Source organism: Aquimarina algiphila, from assembly GCF_947494415.1.
GTDB classification, from domain to species: Bacteria; Bacteroidota; Bacteroidia; order Flavobacteriales; family Flavobacteriaceae; genus Aquimarina; species Aquimarina algiphila.
On record NZ_CANLVC010000008.1, the window covers coordinates 257,024 to 279,669 of the forward strand.

The 22,646-nt window shown below is 30.6% G+C and carries 25 protein-coding genes; 13 read left to right on the top strand and 12 right to left on the bottom strand.

Annotated elements, in window-relative coordinates; genetic code table 11:
• Nucleotides 1-56: 56 nt before the first annotated feature.
• The 3 genes from rlmF to PQF96_RS18825 form a co-directional block, all read right to left on the bottom strand.
• Nucleotides 57-911 carry a 23S rRNA (adenine(1618)-N(6))-methyltransferase RlmF gene (rlmF, locus tag PQF96_RS18815; RefSeq protein ID WP_271767784.1) on the bottom strand — a complete coding sequence of 285 codons (855 nt, stop codon included), beginning with the start codon at nucleotides 909-911 and terminating at the stop codon, nucleotides 57-59.
• Between the two features lie 191 nt (nucleotides 912-1,102).
• On the bottom strand, nucleotides 1,103-1,774 hold the full coding sequence (locus PQF96_RS18820) for a LytR/AlgR family response regulator transcription factor (RefSeq protein ID WP_271767785.1): 672 nt from the start codon (nucleotides 1,772-1,774) through the stop codon (nucleotides 1,103-1,105).
• Nucleotides 1,767-2,792 carry a sensor histidine kinase gene (locus tag PQF96_RS18825; protein WP_271767786.1) on the bottom strand — a complete coding sequence of 342 codons (1,026 nt, stop codon included), beginning with the start codon at nucleotides 2,790-2,792 and terminating at the stop codon, nucleotides 1,767-1,769. Before PQF96_RS18825 ends, PQF96_RS18820 begins: the two co-directional genes overlap by 8 nt.
• Before the next feature lie 191 nt (nucleotides 2,793-2,983).
• Here PQF96_RS18825 and PQF96_RS18830 point away from each other — a divergent pair, with 191 nt between their 5' ends.
• The 5 genes from PQF96_RS18830 (at nucleotide 2,984) to PQF96_RS18850 (ending at nucleotide 5,714) form a co-directional block, all read left to right on the top strand.
• Entirely contained in the window at nucleotides 2,984-3,289 is a 306-nt protein-coding gene (locus PQF96_RS18830; RefSeq protein WP_271767787.1) for an EF-hand domain-containing protein, read from the top strand.
• A 53-nt stretch (nucleotides 3,290-3,342) separates the two neighbouring features.
• Nucleotides 3,343-4,125, top strand: coding sequence for a YHYH protein (locus PQF96_RS18835; RefSeq protein ID WP_333968110.1), 783 nt, complete (start codon nucleotides 3,343-3,345; stop codon nucleotides 4,123-4,125).
• Nucleotides 4,112-4,723 carry a toxin-antitoxin system YwqK family antitoxin gene (locus tag PQF96_RS18840; RefSeq protein WP_271767788.1) on the top strand — a complete coding sequence of 204 codons (612 nt, stop codon included), beginning with the start codon at nucleotides 4,112-4,114 and terminating at the stop codon, nucleotides 4,721-4,723. The genes PQF96_RS18835 and PQF96_RS18840 overlap by 14 nt, the downstream gene beginning before the upstream one ends.
• Entirely contained in the window at nucleotides 4,689-5,381 is a 693-nt protein-coding gene (locus PQF96_RS18845) for an SCO family protein (protein WP_271767789.1), read from the top strand. Before PQF96_RS18840 ends, PQF96_RS18845 begins: the two co-directional genes overlap by 35 nt.
• Before the next feature lie 126 nt (nucleotides 5,382-5,507).
• Nucleotides 5,508-5,714, top strand: coding sequence for a hypothetical protein (locus PQF96_RS18850; RefSeq protein ID WP_109437399.1), 207 nt, complete (start codon nucleotides 5,508-5,510; stop codon nucleotides 5,712-5,714).
• Nucleotides 5,715-5,785: 71 nt separating this feature from the next.
• Here PQF96_RS18850 and PQF96_RS18855 read toward each other — a convergent pair whose 3' ends face one another.
• Nucleotides 5,786-6,358, bottom strand: a complete 573-nt coding sequence (locus tag PQF96_RS18855) for a Crp/Fnr family transcriptional regulator (RefSeq protein WP_271767790.1) — start codon at nucleotides 6,356-6,358, stop codon at nucleotides 5,786-5,788.
• Between the two features lie 90 nt (nucleotides 6,359-6,448).
• On the opposite strand from PQF96_RS18855, the gene PQF96_RS18860 reads away from it, so the two are divergent.
• Nucleotides 6,449-7,027 (top strand): HD domain-containing protein, encoded by a 579-nt coding sequence (locus PQF96_RS18860; RefSeq protein ID WP_271767791.1) that lies wholly within the window; start codon nucleotides 6,449-6,451, stop codon nucleotides 7,025-7,027.
• A gap of 2 nt (nucleotides 7,028-7,029) precedes the next feature.
• Nucleotides 7,030-8,190, top strand: coding sequence for an MFS transporter (locus PQF96_RS18865; protein ID WP_271767792.1), 1,161 nt, complete (start codon nucleotides 7,030-7,032; stop codon nucleotides 8,188-8,190).
• 22 nt (nucleotides 8,191-8,212) lie between these two features.
• Here the strand turns inward: PQF96_RS18865 and PQF96_RS18870 are convergent, their stop codons facing one another.
• Nucleotides 8,213-8,722, bottom strand: a complete 510-nt coding sequence (locus tag PQF96_RS18870; protein ID WP_271767793.1) for a MarR family winged helix-turn-helix transcriptional regulator — start codon at nucleotides 8,720-8,722, stop codon at nucleotides 8,213-8,215.
• A 132-nt stretch (nucleotides 8,723-8,854) separates the two neighbouring features.
• On the opposite strand from PQF96_RS18870, the gene PQF96_RS18875 reads away from it, so the two are divergent.
• Nucleotides 8,855-10,357, top strand: a complete 1,503-nt coding sequence (locus PQF96_RS18875) for a serine hydrolase domain-containing protein (protein ID WP_271767794.1) — start codon at nucleotides 8,855-8,857, stop codon at nucleotides 10,355-10,357.
• 11 nt (nucleotides 10,358-10,368) lie between these two features.
• Nucleotides 10,369-11,475, top strand: a complete 1,107-nt coding sequence (locus tag PQF96_RS18880; protein ID WP_271767795.1) for a D-TA family PLP-dependent enzyme — start codon at nucleotides 10,369-10,371, stop codon at nucleotides 11,473-11,475.
• Between the two features lie 12 nt (nucleotides 11,476-11,487).
• Here the strand turns inward: PQF96_RS18880 and PQF96_RS18885 are convergent, their stop codons facing one another.
• Both PQF96_RS18885 and PQF96_RS18890 read right to left on the bottom strand, forming a co-directional pair.
• Nucleotides 11,488-11,970: a hypothetical protein gene (locus PQF96_RS18885; protein ID WP_271767796.1), complete on the bottom strand. Its 483-nt coding sequence runs from the start codon at nucleotides 11,968-11,970 to the stop codon at nucleotides 11,488-11,490.
• 1 nt (nucleotide 11,971) lies between these two features.
• Nucleotides 11,972-12,532: an RNA polymerase sigma factor gene (locus tag PQF96_RS18890; RefSeq protein ID WP_271767797.1), complete on the bottom strand. Its 561-nt coding sequence runs from the start codon at nucleotides 12,530-12,532 to the stop codon at nucleotides 11,972-11,974.
• 136 nt (nucleotides 12,533-12,668) lie between these two features.
• Between PQF96_RS18890 and PQF96_RS18895 the strand changes: the two genes are divergently transcribed.
• Nucleotides 12,669-13,004 carry a DUF6249 domain-containing protein gene (locus tag PQF96_RS18895; RefSeq protein ID WP_143918465.1) on the top strand — a complete coding sequence of 112 codons (336 nt, stop codon included), beginning with the start codon at nucleotides 12,669-12,671 and terminating at the stop codon, nucleotides 13,002-13,004.
• A gap of 30 nt (nucleotides 13,005-13,034) precedes the next feature.
• A complete protein-coding gene (locus PQF96_RS18900; RefSeq protein ID WP_271767798.1) occupies nucleotides 13,035-13,880 on the top strand; it encodes a DUF4440 domain-containing protein in 846 nt (281 codons plus the stop codon).
• An 82-nt stretch (nucleotides 13,881-13,962) separates the two neighbouring features.
• Here the strand turns inward: PQF96_RS18900 and PQF96_RS18905 are convergent, their stop codons facing one another.
• Both PQF96_RS18905 and PQF96_RS18910 read right to left on the bottom strand, forming a co-directional pair.
• Nucleotides 13,963-14,514 carry a GIN domain-containing protein gene (locus tag PQF96_RS18905; RefSeq protein ID WP_271767799.1) on the bottom strand — a complete coding sequence of 184 codons (552 nt, stop codon included), beginning with the start codon at nucleotides 14,512-14,514 and terminating at the stop codon, nucleotides 13,963-13,965.
• A gap of 20 nt (nucleotides 14,515-14,534) precedes the next feature.
• Complete coding sequence (locus tag PQF96_RS18910) at nucleotides 14,535-16,910, bottom strand: TonB-dependent receptor domain-containing protein (protein WP_271767800.1); 2,376 nt, start codon at nucleotides 16,908-16,910, stop codon at nucleotides 14,535-14,537.
• Between the two features lie 176 nt (nucleotides 16,911-17,086).
• On the opposite strand from PQF96_RS18910, the gene PQF96_RS18915 reads away from it, so the two are divergent.
• Together PQF96_RS18915 and PQF96_RS18920 are read left to right on the top strand one after the other, a co-directional pair.
• Nucleotides 17,087-18,754, top strand: a complete 1,668-nt coding sequence (locus PQF96_RS18915) for a histidine kinase (RefSeq protein ID WP_271767801.1) — start codon at nucleotides 17,087-17,089, stop codon at nucleotides 18,752-18,754.
• Between the two features lie 8 nt (nucleotides 18,755-18,762).
• Entirely contained in the window at nucleotides 18,763-19,461 is a 699-nt protein-coding gene (locus PQF96_RS18920; RefSeq protein WP_271767802.1) for a LytR/AlgR family response regulator transcription factor, read from the top strand.
• 115 nt (nucleotides 19,462-19,576) lie between these two features.
• Here PQF96_RS18920 and PQF96_RS18925 read toward each other — a convergent pair whose 3' ends face one another.
• The 3 genes from PQF96_RS18925 to PQF96_RS18935 all read right to left on the bottom strand — a co-directional run bounded on the left by PQF96_RS18925 (nucleotide 19,577) and on the right by PQF96_RS18935 (nucleotide 22,645).
• Nucleotides 19,577-21,142 carry a M28 family peptidase gene (locus tag PQF96_RS18925; protein ID WP_109437385.1) on the bottom strand — a complete coding sequence of 522 codons (1,566 nt, stop codon included), beginning with the start codon at nucleotides 21,140-21,142 and terminating at the stop codon, nucleotides 19,577-19,579.
• Between the two features lie 157 nt (nucleotides 21,143-21,299).
• Nucleotides 21,300-21,698 carry a hypothetical protein gene (locus PQF96_RS18930; RefSeq protein ID WP_109437384.1) on the bottom strand — a complete coding sequence of 133 codons (399 nt, stop codon included), beginning with the start codon at nucleotides 21,696-21,698 and terminating at the stop codon, nucleotides 21,300-21,302.
• Nucleotides 21,699-21,730: 32 nt separating this feature from the next.
• Nucleotides 21,731-22,645 (bottom strand): DUF5777 family beta-barrel protein, encoded by a 915-nt coding sequence (locus PQF96_RS18935; protein WP_271767803.1) that lies wholly within the window; start codon nucleotides 22,643-22,645, stop codon nucleotides 21,731-21,733.
• Between the last annotated feature and the right edge of the window lies 1 nt (nucleotide 22,646).

The following is a 22,646-nucleotide window of genomic DNA, read 5'->3' on the forward strand; positions in this document are numbered from 1 at the left end:
ATACTATGACAGGCATTTTTCTTTTAAAAATATTTTATACTTTATAATATAAGAAATTAAAATGTCCAGGTAATCAGACGGCTTTTTTTATGACCTTGAGACATGTCTACAATAGTATGTTGAGCTTTTATTTTATCTAGTTGTTTTTTTAATTTGGCTACATGTTCTTTTTTAGAAACTAAACTGGTAAAAACACCAACCTGTTTTGAAAAAGAAATACTTTGTTTTACCATACGTTTTAAAAAAAGCGCTTCACCACCGTTACACCAAAGTTCATTCGCTTGCCCTCCAAAATTAAGCTCTAAGTCTTTGGATACTTTTAAATTCTTTAGTTTTCTAAGTGTACCTTTAGACGCTTCTTCTTTAGAGCTATGAAAAGGAGGGTTGCACATTACAAAATCAAAATATTCTCCTGGTTTTATAATCCCTTCAAATATATTGGCATGATTTGATTGATGTCTTATTTGAATAGCTTGTGAAAGATGAGGATTAATTTCTACATTTTTGTTTGCAGATGCAATGGCAGTTTCATTAATATCTGCTCCTACCATTTGCCAGCCATAAATTTGAACACCTAAAATCGGATAGATACAATTAGCTCCTACACCAATATCTAAACCTTTTATATTGGGATTTACTCCATTTTGTTTCAATATATCTGCTAAGTGGTGAATATAATCAGCTCTTCCCGGAATTGGAGGACAGAGAAAATTCTTGGGAATACTCCAATCTGTTAATCCATAATCATGTTTTAGAATAGCTCTGTTTAATTCTAAAACTGCTCCAGAATCTGAAAAATCAATGGTCATATTTCCAAATGTATTCATGAAAACATACGGTTTTAGTATAGGATGTGTATGAATCAATGACGGAAAATCATAAGGCTGATTGTGAATGTTTTTTGGGTGCACTTTGGTTTAGTTTTTAAACAAAGATATATTTAATTGTATGACTCTTTTTTATGATTTGTAAGAAAGAGAAAATGATTGAGATGTTTACATTGCAAAAACCGTAAATAGTATAGTGATAATTTATTTTGATTAAGTTAATCTTATTATTGAATAAAAAACACTTAAATTTCTTTTAATGAGTACTTTGTATTTTAAAATATCTGATCTTTAACCAAGTCATAATAACTTGAACTTACAGGAATCTTAATTTCTGAGATCAGAATCTCTTTTCCTTTTAATGAAGTTACTTTGTTTTTATTAACTATATATGATCTATGTACCCTCATGAATATTGATTTTGGTAATGTTGCTTCTAATGATTTTAAAGCCAGATGACTCATTATCTTTTTTTCAGCAGTATAAAAAATAACATATTCGCTATCGCTTTCTATATAAAGAATATCATTGTATTTTAATTTATATAAATCATAACCAGACTTAATAGTCATTGTATTTTGAGATATTGTATCCCAAGAATCTCGTTTAATTTTATTTGCGGCAATCAAAAAGCGTTCAAATGTGATGGGCTTAAGTAAATAATCCAATGCATTTAATTCAAATCCTTCTAATGCATATTCAGAATATGCAGTTGTAAATATTATTTGTGTGGTTTCAGGAATCATTTTAGCAAAATCTGTCCCTTTTAAATCGGGCATTTGAATATCTAGAAATACAACATCTATATCAGTAGTTTTAAGTATTTGTAAAGCTTCAAGAGGATTCTCGACTGCACTAACCATTTCTAAAAAATTTAACCTGTCTATATATGTTTTCAGAAGTGTTCTTGCCAATTCTTCATCATCTATTACCAAGCATTTAAGCATTATTAGTCTGTTTTATATTTAGTTTTACCTTAAAAACCTCATTATTTTCAATAATATCTAACTGATGATTTTCTGGATATAATATAGCTAATCTTTTCTTAACATTTTCTAGGCCAATTCCTCCAATGATATCTTTATTAATCCTTTTCTTCGGAATACTATTTTCTATTTTAAAATTAATATAATTAGGAGTAGATTGGATTTGTATTTTTATAAAAGAATCTTTTGGCTTTTCGATATTACTATGTTTAAATGCATTTTCTACGAAAGGAATAAGTAACATAGGTGCGATCCATGTATTACCATCCAAAACACTAAAATCAGTTGTTATTGCATAAGCTTTACTACTTTTTAAAGAAAATAATTTAATATAATCTTTTATATAAGAAACTTCCTTTTTTAAAGGGACTAAAGGACGTTCACATTCATATAAAACATATCGGAGCATATCTGATAAATAACCAATACTTTGTTGAGTTTTATTAGAGTCTATAACAGAAAGAGCATAGATATTATTAAGAGAATTAAATAAAAAGTGCGGATTAATTTGAGATTTTAGAAGTTTAAGTTCTGTTTGAAGATTTTCGTTCTTATTCTTAATGGTTTCTTGCTCTTTTTTTTGTGCAAATACAAATGTTTCTATAAATACTGCAATCACATAAGAAATTGATAATAATAAAAAATGAATAAAAAATCGAGAAGGAGGTTTTGGATTTATGTTTTTAGGTCCTCCTCCAAATGGTGGTGGTATTTTAGGAACTGTAAATAAATTTATAGAAATAAATGCAAGTGTAGTTATTCCAAGAATTGAAATAATAAGAAATAAAACATACTTCTTCTTAAATAAAAACATTGGAGCAATATAATATATGAGAGCACCAATGAGTAGAGCCTGAAATGCAAAAGCAAAAGAATTTTCTGCTAAAAATTGTGAATTAAAACCTCTTCCAAACCACAATACGGACCAAATAATTAACCATAAAAGTGTTTGATAAAAAAACCTTTTTAATGCATTCATAATGCAAATTAAAGGAAATAAAAATCAATCAATTCATGAAATTACTCTTTTGAAAACAAAGAATTATGCCGTTCACTGAATTTAGTGTTGAATTCGCTTAAAACTTCCCAAGATCTACAGAAAACGGTCTTTTACTTCTAAACTTTTATAGAAATTTATAGTCCTATATAGGAAACAATAACATTTGTAAAATGAAAAGTAAAACTATAAAATTAGGATTAGTATTAAGTTTTATAGCATTAATGATGTCTTGTAAGTCAAATGCACAATCTGATACTGAGGAAAAAGAACATCATCAACCTCCAAGCATAGAGGAAATTTTTAAAATGATGGATGATAATAATGATAATAAACTTGCTAAAGAAGAGGTGAGAGGGCCATTAAAAAGAGATTTTTCAAAAATAGATACAGATGAAGATGGTTTTATTACCAAAGAAGAATTAGAAAAGGCTCCGAAACCAAATCATAGAAGAGGACCAAAACAAACACACGATTAAACTATTAGAAAATGGCTTAGAAATGGAAAAGATAATAACCAAATCGTATGAAAATGAAACAAAAAAGAAAAAACAAAAGTATCTGGACATTAACCTTAGGAATAAGTCTCGTATTAATGGCGTTCATTGCTTGTAGCAGTGATGATGGAGATACTACAGAAACAGAAACAGGAGGAGAGGTTTCGGGAGAATTACACGCTGCTTTTGCCGAATTTGATACTAATGAAACAGATATTTATCTCGAAGGGTCCAATGTTGTTATTGAGACTACTGGAAATCCAAATCATACCACTCCGTATTGGGGAGTAGGCAATGCGTTATATGTTGCACCTACAATAGCTACTAATATGACACCAAGTCTAATTCCCGGTTATGATGGAGCGGCCACTTTAACCGTTTCTTCAGATCCTCAATTGGCAAGCAGCAGTACAGCGACTTCACTTGGAGCTATAGGTATTTCTGTTAGTGGAGCGGCTATTTTTAATGATCAGGAAGGAAATGGAGCGTTAGATCAAGCTGTAGTAAGCCTGGATTATTCTGGAGGACACATCGGACCAGCAGAATATCATTATCACCTAGAACCAAAAGCCTGGTCTGACGATGACGACAAGTTAATTGGAATATTATCTGATGGATTTTTTATATATGGAAGGAAATGTAATTCGACAGGGACATACCCTACAGATTTAGATGCATCTGGAGGTCATGCAAGTATTACACAACATACTGATGAAACAGAATATCATTACCATATTATTAATGAAATATACTCAACTACGGGAAGATACATTGTATTTGTTGGACCATATAAAGGAACTCCAAATGCAATTAACTAAACTATTTTGTATTATCCCTTTGTTAATCATTATCAATTGTAAAAAGGTTGTTGTTGAAAATCAAAATAACGTAGTTACCCCCGAAAAAAAAGATATTGAGAATACAGAAGTAGCAAAAGATCTTTTAATTCTTAATGCTACTGAAGGGAAATGGTATTATAAGAATCAACCTTTTTCTGGATATGCAGTGAATTATCATCCAAATAATGTACTAGCCGAGAAGATGGGATATTATAATGGAAAAAAAGAAGGAATAGCTCAGAAATGGTTTTCTGATGGTACGCTCAGAAAACAATCTTATTATATTAGAAATCATCTTGATGGTGTCGTAAAAATTTGGTGGGCTAATGGTGTTTTGGCTGCAGAATCTAATTATGAGAATGGGGTAAAACATGGAATACAACAAAAATGGTATTCTAATGGACAACTATCCAAACAAAAGCATATTAATCAAGGAAAAGAAGAAGGTATGCAAAGAGCTTGGTTAGAAAATGGTAAGATATATGTTAATTACGAGGCTAAGAACGGACGTGTTTTTGGTTTAAGACGTTCAAATTTATGTTATGCATTGGAAAAAGAAACTGTACAATATCAATAAACACATATATTATTCATTATTGATATCAATACTATTGATAACAAGTTGTAAAGATATTGGAAGAAATCAAGAGACTAGCAGAGTAGAATCGCTTCCATATTATAATGAAGCGTCATTTACTCCAAATTGGCTGATACCAAATACCGAAGATGAAAAAACATTTCATATTATTCCTGATTTTACTTTAATTAATCAAAAAGGAGATACAATTACTCAAAGAACTTTTGACAATAAAATATATATAGCAGATTTCTTTTTTACTTCATGTCCTGGAATTTGTCCAAAAATGACCGCGAATATGACAATGTTGCAAGAGGAGTTTATAAATGATAGTGATATATTGTTATTATCACATTCGGTTACTCCAGAGTATGATTCGGTACCTGTTTTACAAAAATATGCTAAAGCAAAAGGAATTCTAGAACATAAATGGCACCTGGTAACAGGAGATAGAAAACAGATATATGATTTAGGTAGAAACTATTATTTTGTTGAAGAAGATTTGGGAGTCAAAAAGGATGAAGATGATTTTTTACACACAGAAAACTTCGTACTTATTGATAATAACAAACATATTAGAGGAATTTATAATGGTCTAAATAAAGCTTCAATAGCACAATTGATTATAGATGTTAAGGCTTTAAAATCAGAACTTTAATTCTTTAGAAAAATTTAAGAATGATTTAGTAATAAAAGGATTAAATTACATGTTATATAAAAACCGTCAGAAGCCTAAATGACGTAAAAACGTTTAGGTTATTATTATTCTTAAATCCTAAATATTATGAAAAAATCAATTCTGAAGATCGATGGAGTTCAAAAACTCACCAAGACTTCTCAAAAACAAATTAATGGAGGAATGTTATCAGATTGCGTTTCTGGATGTTATCGTTTTTATTTATCTGATGTTAATGGCGATTTCTGCGCTGTTCCGAGTCCATCAGGTGCAGTTTGTTTTGGTACAATTCAAAATAACCAATGCTGTATATAAAATATAGTATTGTGATACCTTAATTTATTCACATACAATTTAGAAGGCGGACTACAAAAGATAGTCCGTTTTTAATTTTCATTTCTGTGTTTTAATTGATTTAATGTTCTGTTCAAACTTCTTAAGGTAACACCCAGATAATTAGCAATATCACTTTTTGAAATTACCTCGGTAAGTTCAGGAAAAAGCTGTTGAAGCCTTAGAATATTGTCTTCAATAGGGTAAGATTGCTGATAAGAATGTCTGGGAGCTTTATAACTTATTTTTGCAGCCATTGCCTTGATAACAAGTCTGTTAAACTTCTTATCGTTTTCTAATAGCGTATTAAAATCTATATATGAAATTTTATATACCACTAGTTCTGTTATAGCTTCTATACAACAAAAACTAGGATTACCACTAAATACTTCAATTTCACCAAACTCCATTCCTTCTCCCAAAAATTCCTGAATAAAATCTTTTCCATTTTCATCAGATAAATAACATTTTGTAATACCTTTCTTAATGATATATACCCAATTATATCTCTTATTTTGTTCGATGACACGTTGTTTTGGATTGTGTTTTTCTTCGGTTATACCATTGTTTTTCTTATTATAAAGTTCATTAATATAAGTTAATAATTCTGGATTTGTACGTATCATTTTTGTGTTGGGACAAATGTCCTTTTATAAAAGTTCAAGAAACCATTTCTTTGAAAACTATAAAATTATACAATTAAAAAAAATAAGAGGATGCTATCAGAAAGATTATCCAAACAAATAGAATTTATTAAGGAAATAGATAAAATTAAATACATCCAAAGAAAAACTAAATTGTTTGATAGTGATAGACCAGAGAATGATGCAGAACATAGCTGGCATCTGGCGATGATGACCTTAGTTTTGGTAGAACATTCCAATGAATCTATTGATTTGATTAAAGTCTTAAAAATGGTATTAATACATGATATTGTAGAAATTGACACTGGTGACGTTTTTCTTCATGATCCTGTAAAAAACCACATCAATACCGATGAAGAACTAATAGCGGCAAAAAGAATTTTTGGCTTATTACCTGAAGAACAAGCTAAAGAATTTATAGATATTTGGTTAGAATTTGAAGAAGGTAAAACTAAAGAATCAAAATTTGCCAAAGCAATGGATAGATTCGAACCAATACTTCAAAACAGTTCGAATAATGGAGGTACTTGGAATGAATATAATATTGATTATGAAAAAGTAGAAAACAAAACAAAATCTATACAATATGGTTCTTTTAATTTATGGAATTATGCTAAAGAACTAATTCATTCTTATTATAAAAAGAGATAGGAATGAAGGATAAAAAAGGCTCTATATACACCATCAATTTTGCTCTAATTTCTTTAAGTTCTTTATTGTTTTCAGCAAGTTATAATATGCTTATACCAGAATTGCCTGCATATTTAAGTAGTATTAATGGAGCTGAGTACAAAGGATTAATCATTTCTTTATTTACACTTACTGCAGGTTTATCTAGACCATTTAGCGGAAAATTAACAGATACGATAGGAAGGAAACCAGTAATTGTAATTGGAGCAATGGTATGTTTGGTATCTGGATTTTTATACCCTATACTCACTACGGTGTCTGGGTTTTTATTCTTACGATTATTGCATGGTTTTTCTACGGGTTTTAGTCCAACAGCAATATCTGCATATGTGTCAGATATTATTCCTAAAGAACGTTGGGGAGAAGCATTGGGTATTCAGGGATTATGCTTTAGTACAGGCTTAGCCTTGGGGCCGGCACTAGGTAGTTATATTAAATTGTATTACTCTTTTGATGTACTATTTTATATTTCTTCATGTATTGCGTTAATATCTATTATTATGGTGGTAGGTATCAAAGAAACCTTGGTTCATAAAAAAACATTTTCTTTTTCTGATCTCAGAATTTCAAAGAACGATATTATAGCAAGAGAGGTTTTACCTTCTGCAATAATCACTTTTTTGGCATATATCGGTTTTGGAGTAATCTTGACCTTGATTCCTGATTGGAGTGATCACTTGGGAATTATAAATAAGGGAACTTTTTTTATTGCTTTTACAGTTTCTTCTTTGCTAATCAGAGTTATTGCAGGAAAAATATCCGATGCTTATGGAAGAATTCCAGTCATCAATATTGGTCTTGTTATATTGTTTATAGCATTAATACTAATTGGTTACTTCAATACAATCAGAGGGTTACTAATCGGAGCGGTTTTTTATGGATTAGCTATGGGAATATTATCTCCTGCATTAAATGCCTGGACAGTAGATATGAGCAATCCAAATAATAGAGGTAAGGCTATGGCTACAATGTATATTGCTCTCGAAGCTGGTATAGGGTTAGGAGCTTTTTTTTCTGGTTTATATTATCAAGATGTGATTTCTACGATACCTCTAATCATGTACATTTGTGCAGGAATGGCTGCTGTAGGTTTGTTTTATATGTTATGTAGAAAGAAATTGTAAGTGTTATATCACTTGATAATTACTATTGAGATTCATTTTCTAAGTGCAAAATCATTTTTTTTAATAACCTTGATAAGGTATCTTTTTCTGAAGCATCAAAAACCTGAACAGCTTCATTTGCTTCTTCAAATCGTTTTTCTATTGCTTTATCGATAGTTTTTATTCCTTTTTTTGTTAAACCGGCGAGCTTAACACGTCCATCATTTTGATCAGGAGAACGATAAATCAAATTTAGTCGTACTAATCTATCGAGTAAGGCTGTCATAGCACCAGAGGTAATTAAAACAGATTGCATGAGTTGAGTAGGAGTGAGCTCAAAGGGTTTACCAGAACGTCTTAAGGTAGCCAATACATCTAAATCTGTATAGTGAATATCACTACTTCGTAAAGCTTTACTAGCTCTTTTTTCTAATGTTTTCCCTAGTTTTAAAACTCTACCAACGATTAACATTGCAGAAGCATCAAGATCTGGCCTTTCTTGCTTCCAATCTGTAATTAAAGTATCTATGATGTCCTGATGATTTTCGTTCATTTGAATATAAATTTCAATTTTAAATGCTGAAACTACAAAAAAATACCTTTATATAAAGATAAATATTGTATAATTGTATGATTTATCTTTATGTCAAGATAAATTTTAAATGTCAATCAAAAATAAAATGTTATGAATGTATTCAAATCCAATCTTAAGTATCTGTTTGTTCTCATCACTTTATTAGTGACAGTTTTCATTGTACATGGATGTGCACAGTCTTCTGTCAATAAAAAAACAAAAGATAAAAATCAAACCGACAGTAAACCCGCAAAAGCAATAGAGGATAATAAAGATTTGACTAGAGCAATTGCAAAAGTGTTTTTAGATTCCAAAAATAGTCCTCCAGGAATTTCAATTGCTGTTAGTTTGAATGACACTATTGTATTTGCAGAAGGTTTTGGATACGCAAATACTCAATCAAAAAAACCAGTGAATAACTCAACAAAATTTAGGGCAGCTTCAGTTTCAAAATTGATAACAGCTACGGCTATTGCTACACTACTTCAAGAAAATAGTATAGATTTAGACCAACCTGTACAAAGTTATGTACCAACATTCCCAGAAAAATCATACCCTATTACTTCCAGAAATATAGCAGGACATATATCAGGTATTGCCCATTACTCTGATGAAGATCGTTTTAAAAAAGGCTTTTATAATTCAATCGATGAATCCTTAACCGTATTTGCTCATAAAAAACTCCTTTTTGAACCTGGGACTGATTATAAATATTCAACCTATGGTTTTACATTACTTTCAGGTGTAGTAGAAGGCATAACAAGAACACCTTTTTTAGAATATATAGATAATAAAATATTTAGACCTTTAAAAATGACTTCTACAGGACCGGATTTAGGAGACGATCAGGTAGCAAATATGACCAAATTATATGCAATTGATCGATCTGGTAATGTTTCAATGGTAGAAAATCCAGATGACTCAAGTTATAAGTGGGGAGGAGGAGGAATGGTATCAACACCATCTGATCTTGTGCGAATGGGAGACATTTATTACAATGGTTTTTTAAAACCCGAAATTGTAAAGGAAATGTTTAAAACTCAGAGACTGAAATCTGGAGAAGATACCGGAGTAGGTATTGCCTGGCGTAGAAACTGGGACCCACAAGGCAGAGAGGTCTTTGAGCATGCAGGTTGGATGCAAGGAGCAAGGAGTATACTTAGTGTTTTTCCAGAACAAAAACTCTCGATTGCAATTATGTGTAATACGCAAAGACCTTATGAAATAGAAGAGATGTCTCATATTTTTGCATTGCCATATATGATGAATAGCTCTCCTAAAAAACAGCCAAGAGGTAATGCAGACGTTCTTTTTAGTACGGTAAATGATGAAGATAAGGTGACTAAGAAAGGGAAAATTTACCTGGATGGTATAAATGACAGACTTGTTTTAGAAGGTGAAGATGGTAAAACAAACACATTTAATATGATTTATTTACAAAGAGAGAATTTATATGGAATGGTAACACCTTATGGAATATTATTTACATCAATAAATTTAAGCGATAACCATTTGGTAGGTAAATCAATAAAATATGCTAGAAGTCCACAGAAATCACCATCAACTTTTGAAAATCCGTTTATTATTTTTGAAGGAGATTTTGTGAACGAATAAACCTGTATGATATGAATTGGTATGAAATAGAAAATATAGATGAAGTTGATTCTCCATCAATTGCTTTATATAAAGATTGTTTACTATACAATATAGATAAAATGATTGGTATGGTAAATGGTGATACATGGCGATTAATGCCACATGTTAAGACTAATAAAATGCCCGAAGTGATTAAAAAAATGATATCTTCTGGTATTAAAAATTTCAAGGCTTCAACGATATCAGAAGCAGAAATAGCTGCTGTAGCAGGAGCTGATTCTGTTTTAGTAGCACATCAGTTGGTTGGTCCAAAAATAGATCGTTTTCTTTCACTTATAACAACATTTCCCCAAACTAATTTTTTAACTATAATCGATAATATAGGTTCTGCAAAATTACTACAGCAAAATGCTTTTACTAAGAATTTGAGAATAGATTTTTTTATTGATATTAATAATGGAATGAATCGTTCTGGAATTGAATTGGGTAAAGATTTAGATGAGCTTATAGAAAGCATTCCTGCTTATGAACATCTTCAATTTAAAGGTTTACATGTTTATGATGGTCATCTTAGGGATAATGACTCTCAACTTAGAAAAGATAAAATAGAAGAAGGGTTAAAAGAAATAAATATCTTGTTTGATATATTAAAAAAGAATACTACCGATATACGTTTAATTTGCGGAGGAACCCCATCATTTACCACCCATTTGTTACAAAAAGATCGTCTCTGTAGCCCGGGAACTTGTCTGCTTTGGGATTGGGGATATAGTGAGAAATTAGTAGAACAGGAGTTTAAATATGCAGCCGTATTAGTGAGTAGAGTGATTTCAAAACCCAAAAAGAATATTATTACTCTTGATCTTGGACATAAATCTGTAGCTGCCGAAAATCCAATTCATCACAGAGTAAAGTTCCTAAATCTAAAAAATTATGAATTGCTTTCACAAAGTGAAGAACATGGAGTGGTGAAGGTAGACAACTGCGATAGCATAGCAGTAGGGGATGTGGTATACGGAATTCCGTATCATATATGTCCGACCATTAACCTTCATGATGATGTTTCTGTTATTGTAAATAATAGAAAAATAACACAGTGGGATATTATAGCAAGGAAAAGGAAAATTTCAGTATAATTATAAAATCCATCAGAAATTCCCTTTAAAGATTTTATGATTAATCATAAAATCTATCCATAAAAGAATACTTACGATTATTATACAAATAAACAGTATTGATATATTTTTTGGAGAATTGTTTATTAAGTCTGATATGAAATATAAATCATTTGTTTTTGTATGAATAGTACTAGAAGTTTCTCCTTTCACTAGGAAGGATAGTATAATTAACACCATTATTAAAACAGCAAAAATCATCCCAGAGCTTTTTTTAATAATAGGCCTTAATTTTATTTTAGACTGAGATAAGTTAATATTTAATAAAACTGAATTTGTAAACTCTTCCTTGAGATCAGTTTTTTTCATCTCCTCTCTAACACTAACAAATAAGTTGTCAGAATGTAATTTACTTTCAATATCCATTGATAATTGTTCCATTACAGCATCTGTGAATTCCATACTTGGAGAATCAAGATCAACTTTCTTTATTAATTTGATTATTTTATTTTCCATATTACTTAGATGCTACAATCGTTATCAGTTGTTTTTTTATTTTTTTACGAGCCCTGTATAACTTCACCTTTATATTAGATACTGAAAGACCTGTTATTTCTTGAATTTCTGTAATCGAATTTTCATTGATGTAAAATAGTGTTATTAAAAGAGAATCTAATTTAGGTAAACTATCTATTGCCTTTTTTATATGTATTATTTGTGCTTCTTGATTTAATTCTTTTTCAAAGGGGTTTTCATTGTCAATACTACGATTCTGGGTAATGTCTTCGTCGATTTGCTCTGTTGAAATTCTATTCTTTCTTAAGTTGTAGACTGCAGTTCGGTAAACAATAGTATATAACCAAGTAGAAAATTTTGAATCTTTTTTAAAAGAATGTATTTTCTGAAAAGCCTTGATAAAACTTTCTTGTGCAGTATCCTCAGCATCTTCTACATTCCTCATTATTTTTAAAGCAACAGTATATGCCATTCTTTGATATTTGTTTACAAGAAAAGCATAAGCTTCATGGTCTCCTTGTAGAATTCTATCAATATATAAATGGTCCTCTGTTTGTGTCATCCTATTATGAGATGCACGTTTTTTTTAAAGGTTACAGTTTTAAGATTATTTGTCTTTAACTACTATTATTTTTTTTAAAAGTGTAACCAAATATAATTTTGAGCATCATACGAGTGAACCTTCAAAATTGAATATGATGGATGAAATATTTAGGGATTTTTTAGTAACATTTATAATTGTCGCAGCAATATTCGGAATTGTTTATGTGTATTTTCTTACACGACATAGGGAACGTATGAAAATGATGGAGCAAGGAATTGATTTATCAGAAATTATATCTGCCAAAAAAGGATGGATTGCTTTAAAATATGGCATGTTTGGTATTGGATTAGCAATTGGTTTTCTTGTTGGAAACGTTTTGTACGAATATTTTGATATGAATGATATCATATCTTTTTCATCAATGAGCTTCTTATTCGGAGGTATCAGTCTAGTTGGTTATTTCTTAATAGAAACGAAATACAGAAAATAAATCATAATTACTTATTTAAATCAATTTATCATGAAAAAACAAACTTTTTCAATAGGAAAACCTATGCTTTTATGTAACCAAAACTTGTGCTTATCCAAGTTCAAATTAACACTTCTTTTTGTAGTTATATTTTTACCGCTACAGCATATAAAATCACAAGTAACTCAGTCATCTCAACTTTTTCAAACCATTAAAAAAATGGACAGTCTTTTATTTGAAAATGGATTCAATCAGTGTAAGTTATCTACTATAGAATCATTTATCAGTAAAGATCTCGAGTTTTATCATGATCAAAGCGGAGTTAGTAAAACAAGAGCACAGTTCATAACAGAAATGAAAAAGAATATTTGTTTGGATACCAAAAATAAATTCCTTCGAAAATTAGTTGATAATAGCTTGGAAGTATATCCTTTATATGAAAATGGTACTTTGTATGGTGCGATACAAAATGGGTATCATGAATTCTATACTATACTATCAAATAAAACTCCTCAAAAAACAGGAATAGCAAAATTTTCTCATGTATGGATCAAAGAAAATAATAATTGGGTCCTAAAAAGAATACTTAGTTATAACCATAAAGCAGTAAAACTACCTGTAAAGAAATCATTGATATTATCTGATAAAGAACTTGATTTATTTGTAGGACAATACAAGGCACCTAATACGGGTGATATTAGTATTATTAAAAAAGAAATGGGATTAGAAATAAAAGCAGGGGAAATGGTTCTAGTTGTTTTTCCAGAAACGAAGACATTGTTTTTTAATAAACAAGCTCCGCTTAGTTTTGAATTCATTAAGAATACAAATGGAAATACTATAAAAATGCTTATTCGAGAACATGGAAACATTGTTGAAGAAGCAAAAAAGATATAACTATTAGAAAATTAAAGCACTCAAATTTATTAATAAATTGAGTGCTTATAAGAATTATTAATTGTTTAGTGGTATTCAAAAATTAATCTCGAATAGTTAACCCAGAATTATCAAATGTTCCACCAGAACTAGCAGATTTTACTCTTTGATTGTTTGTTACTCCTTTAATTTTAAGGTCTGCATTGTTTTTCATTGAGATTTCTAAATGTTTAAGATCAACTGATATAGCTGTACTGCTGGCTTGAGTAACCGTAATCTTAAGAACATCTCCTTTAATAGTATTTAATGCAGTTAACTCAGCAGCATCTTTCACTTTTATGTCAACTATTTTTTTATAGGTTACTGTGACTTTTATAGACTCTCCACTAATACTTCGCGGAGTATCTATAAATAATGTTTCGTTATCCACAAAAACTTTAATTTTTTTGATAGCAACACCACTTACTTTCATATCGACCTTATTTTCTGTTCCTTGTTTAATATATACCTGTGCTAAGCCAGATATATCTAAAGCTTTAAAATCGGTTAGATTAATCTCTTTTTTTTGATTATTAGTGTCTTGTCCAAACAATATTGTGGTTTTGGATACCAGTATTGCGATAATACATAGTTTAATTACGATTGAAAATTTCATTGTTTTTATCATTTTGATTATTAATTTCTATTACTTCTTTTTGCATTTCTATTTTGAGCATTTCCAAACTTATATGAAAAACTCAATGTCCATCGAGCCGCATTTCTATTGAGGACACGATTTACAGTAAAATCATTTCCTGATATGGTTTCACGAGTTTTTCTGGTATTAAAAACATTACTTACATTTAATACAACAGAAGCTCTTTTATTAAAAAGTGATTTACTAAGTCCAAGATTTAAGTAGGATATGGATTTGGTTTTGGTTTGAGCATTATTGCGTTGTCCTTCATGTAAAAACCTACCTTGTAATCTAAAACCTTCTGGTAATGTGGCTCTAACATCAAGACTGGAGAACCAGGTGTCGTCAGAAAAGTCAAAACTACGAGATGCTGCCATTCCTTTTTCTTCAAAAGCAAAATAGTTGAATTCCCCATTCATTTTAAGCCATTTAAAAGGAGAATAAGAGGCTACAAACTCAAAACCATATCTTGTTTCAGAATCCAGGTTAAACAGTGTAGATACAAATATGCTTTCCTCATTTTGTACGGTTAATCTTTGTATTGTATTTTCACTATTAGAAAAATAAATAGAAGGGTTAATAGAGAAGCCTTTTCCTGTTTTAAGGAATGATAGTTCAATTCCATCCGTAAATACAGGACGTAAATCTGGGTTCCCTTGTGATTGTCTATTAAAATCTATGAGTTCAAAAAATGGATTAAGCTGCCACAATCTTGGTCGGTTAATTCGTTTACTATAGTTAAGCTGTAATGTATTTTCTTCATTAAAAGCATACTTAAGATTGACCGAAGGAAAGAATCGATTATAATCATAGGTTTGACTAAATGCACTGTTTTCATCTTCTATATTTACACGAGTATATTCCATTCTAACTCCTCCTAAGTAACTTAATTTACCAGATGTGTTACCAAATTGGGCATAGGTGCCAAATATTTGCTCGTCATAGTCTATGCTGTTATCTAAGGGATCAATACTCACAAAATTTGTATCGATCAATTCTTCTGCAAAAAAGGAATTTGATACTGTACGGGTTTCATATTTAACACCAGTTTCGAACTGTTTCTTTTCCTTAATGGGATTTATAAAATCTATCTGCGCAGCAAAATCATTATTATCATTGGTTGTAGTAGTTCTTTGGTCTAATATTGATGTGATCTCAGGTAAGATTTTATCAATATCAATTTTCCATCGTTTAGTGCTTTCCCAAAAATCGTATTGAATATCAAAAGTTAGTTTTTGCCTCTCTTTGGTAAAGGTTTTTGTATAATTAAATTCAAATTGATTGTAATTACGTTTTTCACGAGAATTCCCAATGGTAACAAGTGTACTATCTCTTAAATTCTCAGTAAAATAATCATAAACATAATCAGTTTTGTCAGTGTCTTTGGTTTCATTCCTGTAAAAAGCTATTGTAAAAGTATTTTTATCATTTAGATAGTAGTCAGCTCCGAGATATATCAAGCGCCCATCATCATGACGATCTTCATTCTGACGTTGATTAAGTATATTGGTGATCCCATTATTTTGAGTTTCCTGATTACGAGTATACAGGCCTTCATAATCTGTATAACGAATACCAAGATTTGCGAAAACATTAAATTTATTGGCCTTATAATTAAGACTACCAATAGCTCTATAGTCATCTGGAGTTCCAGATACTAATCTTACTTGTCCGTTTATTCCATTGGCTTTGTTTTTTTTCAAAACAATATTGATTATACCTGCTGCACCAGCAGCATCATATCTGGCTGAAGGATTGGTGATCACTTCGACACGATCAATAGTATCAGCTGGTAATTGCTCTAATGCTTGCGCTTCGGTGAGACCGCTTCGTCTACCATTAATTAAAATATTAACATTACTATTTCCACGTAAACTTATTCCTCCCGATGGACTAACCGTAACAGAAGGTATGTTGTCCAACACATCTGTTGCTGCTCCAGCTTGAGAAATCAAATCTTTACTTACATTGAATACTTTCTTATCCAAACGAAGGGAAACCTGAGCTTGCTCACCAGTAATAACTACTTCTTCTAATTGAGTAGGATCTTCATTCATTTGGATTATTCCCAAATCCAGACGTTTTTGGGTGGTATCAGTAATAGAAAGCGGTATGGAATATTTGGAGAATCCTGTATATTGAACTTCTAAGGTAAATACTCCGTTTTTTAAATCTGTAATTTTAAAAACTCCATTTTCGGTAGTAATTACACCTTCTACAATGGTGTTTTGTGTATCCTTTATGATAACCGAAGCAAAAGGGAGGGGTGTTTCCCTTTTTGATTCTACAACCTTACCCTCTACATTCTTTTGAGCAAATACTACAAATGAATAGCATAGGAATACAATAGATAATAATAGTGTTTTGTTTTTCATATTGTCATATAATTTTATGATGCATCATGGCATCTGATTGATTGATGTCCGACAAAAATCTATAAGTATTGCAGAATGACGTAGAATAATATTGTGAACTGCTATATACATTTGTGAAAAACAAATGAGAACCACTTATTTCATTTAATTTTAACCTATAGTTTAAAAGGTTATTTATGTATAAAAAGTTGAGCTTTCTAATTCTTCTAATAGTACTGGCTTCTTGCGATCCCCCTGGAGATTATGCCATAAAGATAAAAGAAGATAAATCCAGTGGTAAATCGTTCTGGAGCACTCCAGATTTTGCATTTGCAGAATGGGAAATAGAGGGGAATAATATGAGAGATTCTATTTTTTGGGCTAAGACTGAAATTATACTAAAAGATAATATTCTAGATAAAAAACCACTTGGGATTGCAGTAAATAGCTTTGGTGCTTATGAAATGTATTGGGATGATGTATTACTAGGAACGAATGGAACTCCAGGGCAAGAATTATTAACAGGAAAAGTGGGGGAAACAGATCGATATTTTTATATCCCTAATGAATTAGCTACAGTAGGAAAGCACCATCTTACAATGCGAATATCTCAATATTATTTCCCTGGTTATGATCGATATATAGGGATTTATTTTGGTAATCATGAACAAATTATAAGAAACCCTTTAGAACTTACGGCTCTGATACATATTCTTGCGGGAGCTTTTTTAATAACTTTTTTATACTATTTATTACTTTTTATAAATGATAGAAAAAATATCCCGGCACTATTATTTAGTATAAGTTGTTTACTGTTTTTTATGTTGATCATCATGGAATATCTCAAGTTTTATGTTCCTATACATTATTCTAATTTCTTGGTTCGATTAGAAACTATTGGTGTTTTAACATTATTGATATCGTTTCTAATTCCGTTTTATTTTTCTATACAATTTTCAATTCCATGGCGCAAGTTGGTTTTTGTACTATATGGGGGATTATTATTATTTATATTTATAAAATTTAGAGGATCTTATGACTTTACAGCACGTAGTTTAGCACAATCTATGTGGCTTATCTCTATTGTTATGGTTTCTATTGCTGCATTTTATAGAAATAAAGGGGCCGTAATTGTTTTAATTGGATTAATTGCCAGTGCTCTGGTGGATTACTTTTTATATTATGATGTAAGTTTATTTTTAAGTTTTACCATCATTCTTTTATGCATGTTATATATGCTTTCTGCGAAAATGAAAGAAGAAAAATTCGTATATGAGCAATCTTTGATACGATCAGAACGATTAAAAAATGAATTGTTAAAAAAGAAAATTCAACCTCATTTTTTAATGAATACACTTACTTCACTTATGGATTGGGTCGAAGAATCACCTAAAAAAAGTGTACAATTTATAGATGCACTGGCAGAAGAATTTAATATGCTTAATCAAATTGAAGATCAGACACTTATTCCCATTACACAAGAAATTGCACTATGTAAAAGTTTATTGAAAATAATGTCTTACCGTAAGGAAACAAAATACATTTGGAATGATTTTAATATTGATGTTACCAAAAAAATTCCACCAGCAGTGATACATACACTTGTCGAAAATGGTATAACACATTGTTCTCCTTCTTCTAAAGGAGCCATTGTTTTTGAACTTATGTATTATGAAGAGGAGAGGTTTAATCGTTACGAACTTATTACCACAGGAACAATAAGGAAACCCAACAAACCAGTAGTAGAAAGAACAGGCACAAAGTATATAAAATCAAGGCTTCAAGAAAGCTATAGAGATCAGTGGCAATTCATATCTGAGGCTACTGAAAAAGGATGGAAAAATGAAATACGAATATATCGTTAAACTAGATTATGCAGATATTAATAATTGAAGACGAATTACGAATTACAAAGCGATTAAAAAGAATGATTCAGACTTTTTTCAGGAGTCTTCTTTGTGAGGTACATCATGTGGATACACTAGATGAAGGTTTACAGTTTATTGTTGATCATAAAATTGATCTTTTGTGTCTGGATTTAAATCTTAATGGTGAAAACGGTTTTGAAATGCTTAAGCAAGCCGTTGCAGGTTCATTTCAAACTATAATTATTTCTGCATATCGAGAAAGAGCTATTGAAGCGTTTGAATATGGAGTTCTGGATTTTGTTCCAAAACCATTTACTCAGGAACGAATAGATCAGGCATTTCACAGAATTATAAATGAGAAAAGTGCACATTTATCTACCCGATATCTTGCCATAAAAAGAAAAGGAGGGATATATCTTATCAAAACTGAAGACGTTTTATATATTAAAGGAGCTGATGTTTATGCAGAGTTAGTATTGAAAAATGGGATTACAGCATTACACAATAAAACTCTAGAGTCTCTGGTGCAAATTTTGTCAAGTGATTTCGAAAGAATTCATAAATCTTATATTGTCAATATGACTGAAGTAAAAGGTATCAGTATTGAACCTGGAAGTAAATACTCCTTAGAATTAAATAGTGGCGAGTTTTTACCAATTGGGAGAACAAAGTATAAAGAAATTAAATCCAAATGGTTTGAATAGTTCTATAAATTATACCTTAGAAATGCGTTAAAATACCCAAAGAAGTAGAGTAGAAGAGATAAACATGAGTACCCTTTCTCCTCTGTGGTATTGAAGAGAAAGGGATGTTTTTTTATTAATTTGATACAGGTTTATCTACCGTAATACGTTTATCTCGATTGGCAAGTTCCCATGCTGTATAAAATACCAATCGTGCGCGATTTTCTAGTAAATCATATTGAATTTTATCAGGAGTGTCACTTGGCTGATGGTAATCATCGTGTGTCCCATTAAAATAAAAAATAACCGGAATATTGTTTTTTGCAAAATTGTAATGATCAGAGCGATAATAAAATCGATTAGGATCATTATCGTCGTTATACGTATAATCGAGTTCAATATTCATATACTTTGTATTCATTTCTTCTGAAATTGTGTGCAATTCTGTGCTTAATTTATCACTTCCGATAAGGTATACATAATTGCGATTTTCGCTTTTGCGTTTTGGGTCTATTCGTCCGATCATATCAATATTAAGATCGGCTACCGTGTTTTCTAAAGGGAATATTGGATCAACATCTGTATAATGACGAGAACCTAAAAGACCTTTTTCTTCGCCGGTTACATTTAAAAACAATATAGATCGTTTAGGTCCATTACCATCTTTTACAGCCTTTGCAAAAGCCTCAGCGATTTCAATGACGGCTACTGTACCAGAACCATCATCATCAGCTCCATTGTATACTTTTCCATCTTTAATTCCTTCATGATCAAGATGCGCAGAAATTACAATAATTTCATCTGGTTTTTCAGAACCTTTTATAAATGCTGCTACATTTTCTGAAGCTATTTGTGTTACATTATTTTTATAATCTAATGTCAATTTTGTTTTGACAACACTAGTTTTATCGTTTGTTGATATATCATTAACCAGACTTTTCGCCAAATTATCATTTATCAAAAAGAAATAAGTGTTTTCTGTTTTTCCAGAAAGTTGCATATTACCAGAGGCTTTTCCAAAACGAGGAGCGACCATTTGGTATATTTCTGGATAATAAAAAAGTATTGCTTTGGCTCCTTTTTCTTTAGCTATATCATGTTTTGCAGCAAATTGCTGACGCATATTGGACCATTTAGATGCCTCGGTAGTACCAGAAATAAGGTAGGTTCCGTCGGTATTTTTAGGTTCTCCTGATTTGATAAGAACAACTTTACCTTGTACATCAATATCAGAATAGCTAGATACGTTTTCATCTTCTATACCAAAACCAGCATAGATAATTTCATCTGTTGATAATTGATCTGTTTTGCTAGTAGAAACAGACACTAAATCTTCAACATAAACAAAGGACTTACCATCAATAGTTAATTGCACTCCAGGCACATCGATCAAATCCAAAGGTACATTTTGAAAGTAATTTCCATCAGTTTTTGCTGCTGGAACGCCATACTTTATATAATGATCCTTTAAAAAATTAATCGCTTTTTTTTGTCCTGGTTTGCCCGTTTCTCTTCCTTCAAATTCATCTGACGCATATGTATATAAAGCAGTTTTTAGATCTTCGGCCGTTATTGTATTAGCATAGTCTTGAGAATTACTTGCCTTCTTATTAGTACTTGAGGTTTGAGTTGTGGTAGTTTTTGTTGAATTACAAGCTATAATACAAAAGAGTAGTATTGCTATCGAAAGTATTCTTTTCATGAAATGTGTAGATAATTAATTATGTGTGTGTGGTAAAAATACGAGAAAATTAGTTTATATTTTCTGTAGGTATTGTTAATGCTCAAAAACAAAATTATTAGATATAAAAAAAGCCACGATGAAATTATCGTGGCTTTTTATAAGAAAATGAAAAAAACTAAGCTAACAAATGTTTGATCATTCTCTTTGGAGGGGCAATCATTTTCTTATTATAATGGTCATACCAATTGAATTTGATAAAACTTATTGCGCATAATCCATTATTTGTATCAAAAAAACGAGTCCTTATACTTATTTCTCTTTCATTATTATTTGAATCCAGCAATTCAAGATTTAGAAAAAAATTCTGCATAAACATTAACGGTTTATGATGTACTAATTCTTCTTGACATTTTTGCAAACCTATTTTTAATGTATTTAGTTTTTGTTTTGAATACCCAATTTCAAACAAAAAAGTTTCTAATATTGAGGAGGCATATTTATGATAAGCTATGTCTTGCATTACCATAAAATCATTTACATCTTCTCCTTTCACTTTATATATTTTTCTAAACATGTGGATATTGATTTATGTTTTATTTCAAATTTTTATTGATTGGATTCTTGTAATTTTTTCAGCTTCTTTTTTTTATGTTTTCCGAACTGAAAAGCTCTGGAAATATTAAAACCTAAGTGTACATCCCCTTCAAAGAAGTCATCTGTACTTTCTGTGATGAAGCTTTTTTCAATCATTGTAATAGAGTTGGATAAAATAATCTGAAATACATGTCCTCCTGTTTCAATATCGATTCCAAATGCTAATGAATTTGTAGTGTTGATTGATTCTAATGGATTTATGGTATAGTAATATTCTCCATTTATAGAAATTCTTTTAGTCAATTTTACTCGACTTCCGATACCTACAGCAAAAATACCATGCGGGTCTTCTTCTGTTTTTACCGAATTTCTATGTATGTATGTTGGCATTACCTGCAAAGAGAATCCGGGACTAAACTTTCTGGCAATTAACACTTGTGAAGTGTAAGATAAGCGTTGACTTGTGGTAGGTTCATTACCGGGTTCAAAATCATCAATTGTTCTATAGGCAATACTTCCAAAAAATGAAGTTGAAAATGGAAAAGATTTTTTACCCGAACTTTGCTTTAGTAACTTATATTTTACAAAACCATCATAAGTTTTATCAAAGCTACTTCTTCCAACACCTAACATTATATTATCAGATAAACCATATTCAAAAGCAAATCGAATATTTGATTGATCTAAACCATATAACTCATCAGCTCCTAGGTTAACTCTTCCAAAACGGTGAGAAATCACAAATTCTAATGTTCCTTTTTTACGATTTTCTATAGAATGCCCATTAAGAATTCGTGTTCCTTTAAAGGTAGAAGAAACATAATTTTTGGTTTGAGGAGCTTCTTCATCTAAAATATCAAAAAGATCTTGAGAAGATGCTTGTAAATGAATTGCCATTACGGCAAAAACGATTAAAAAATTCTTCATG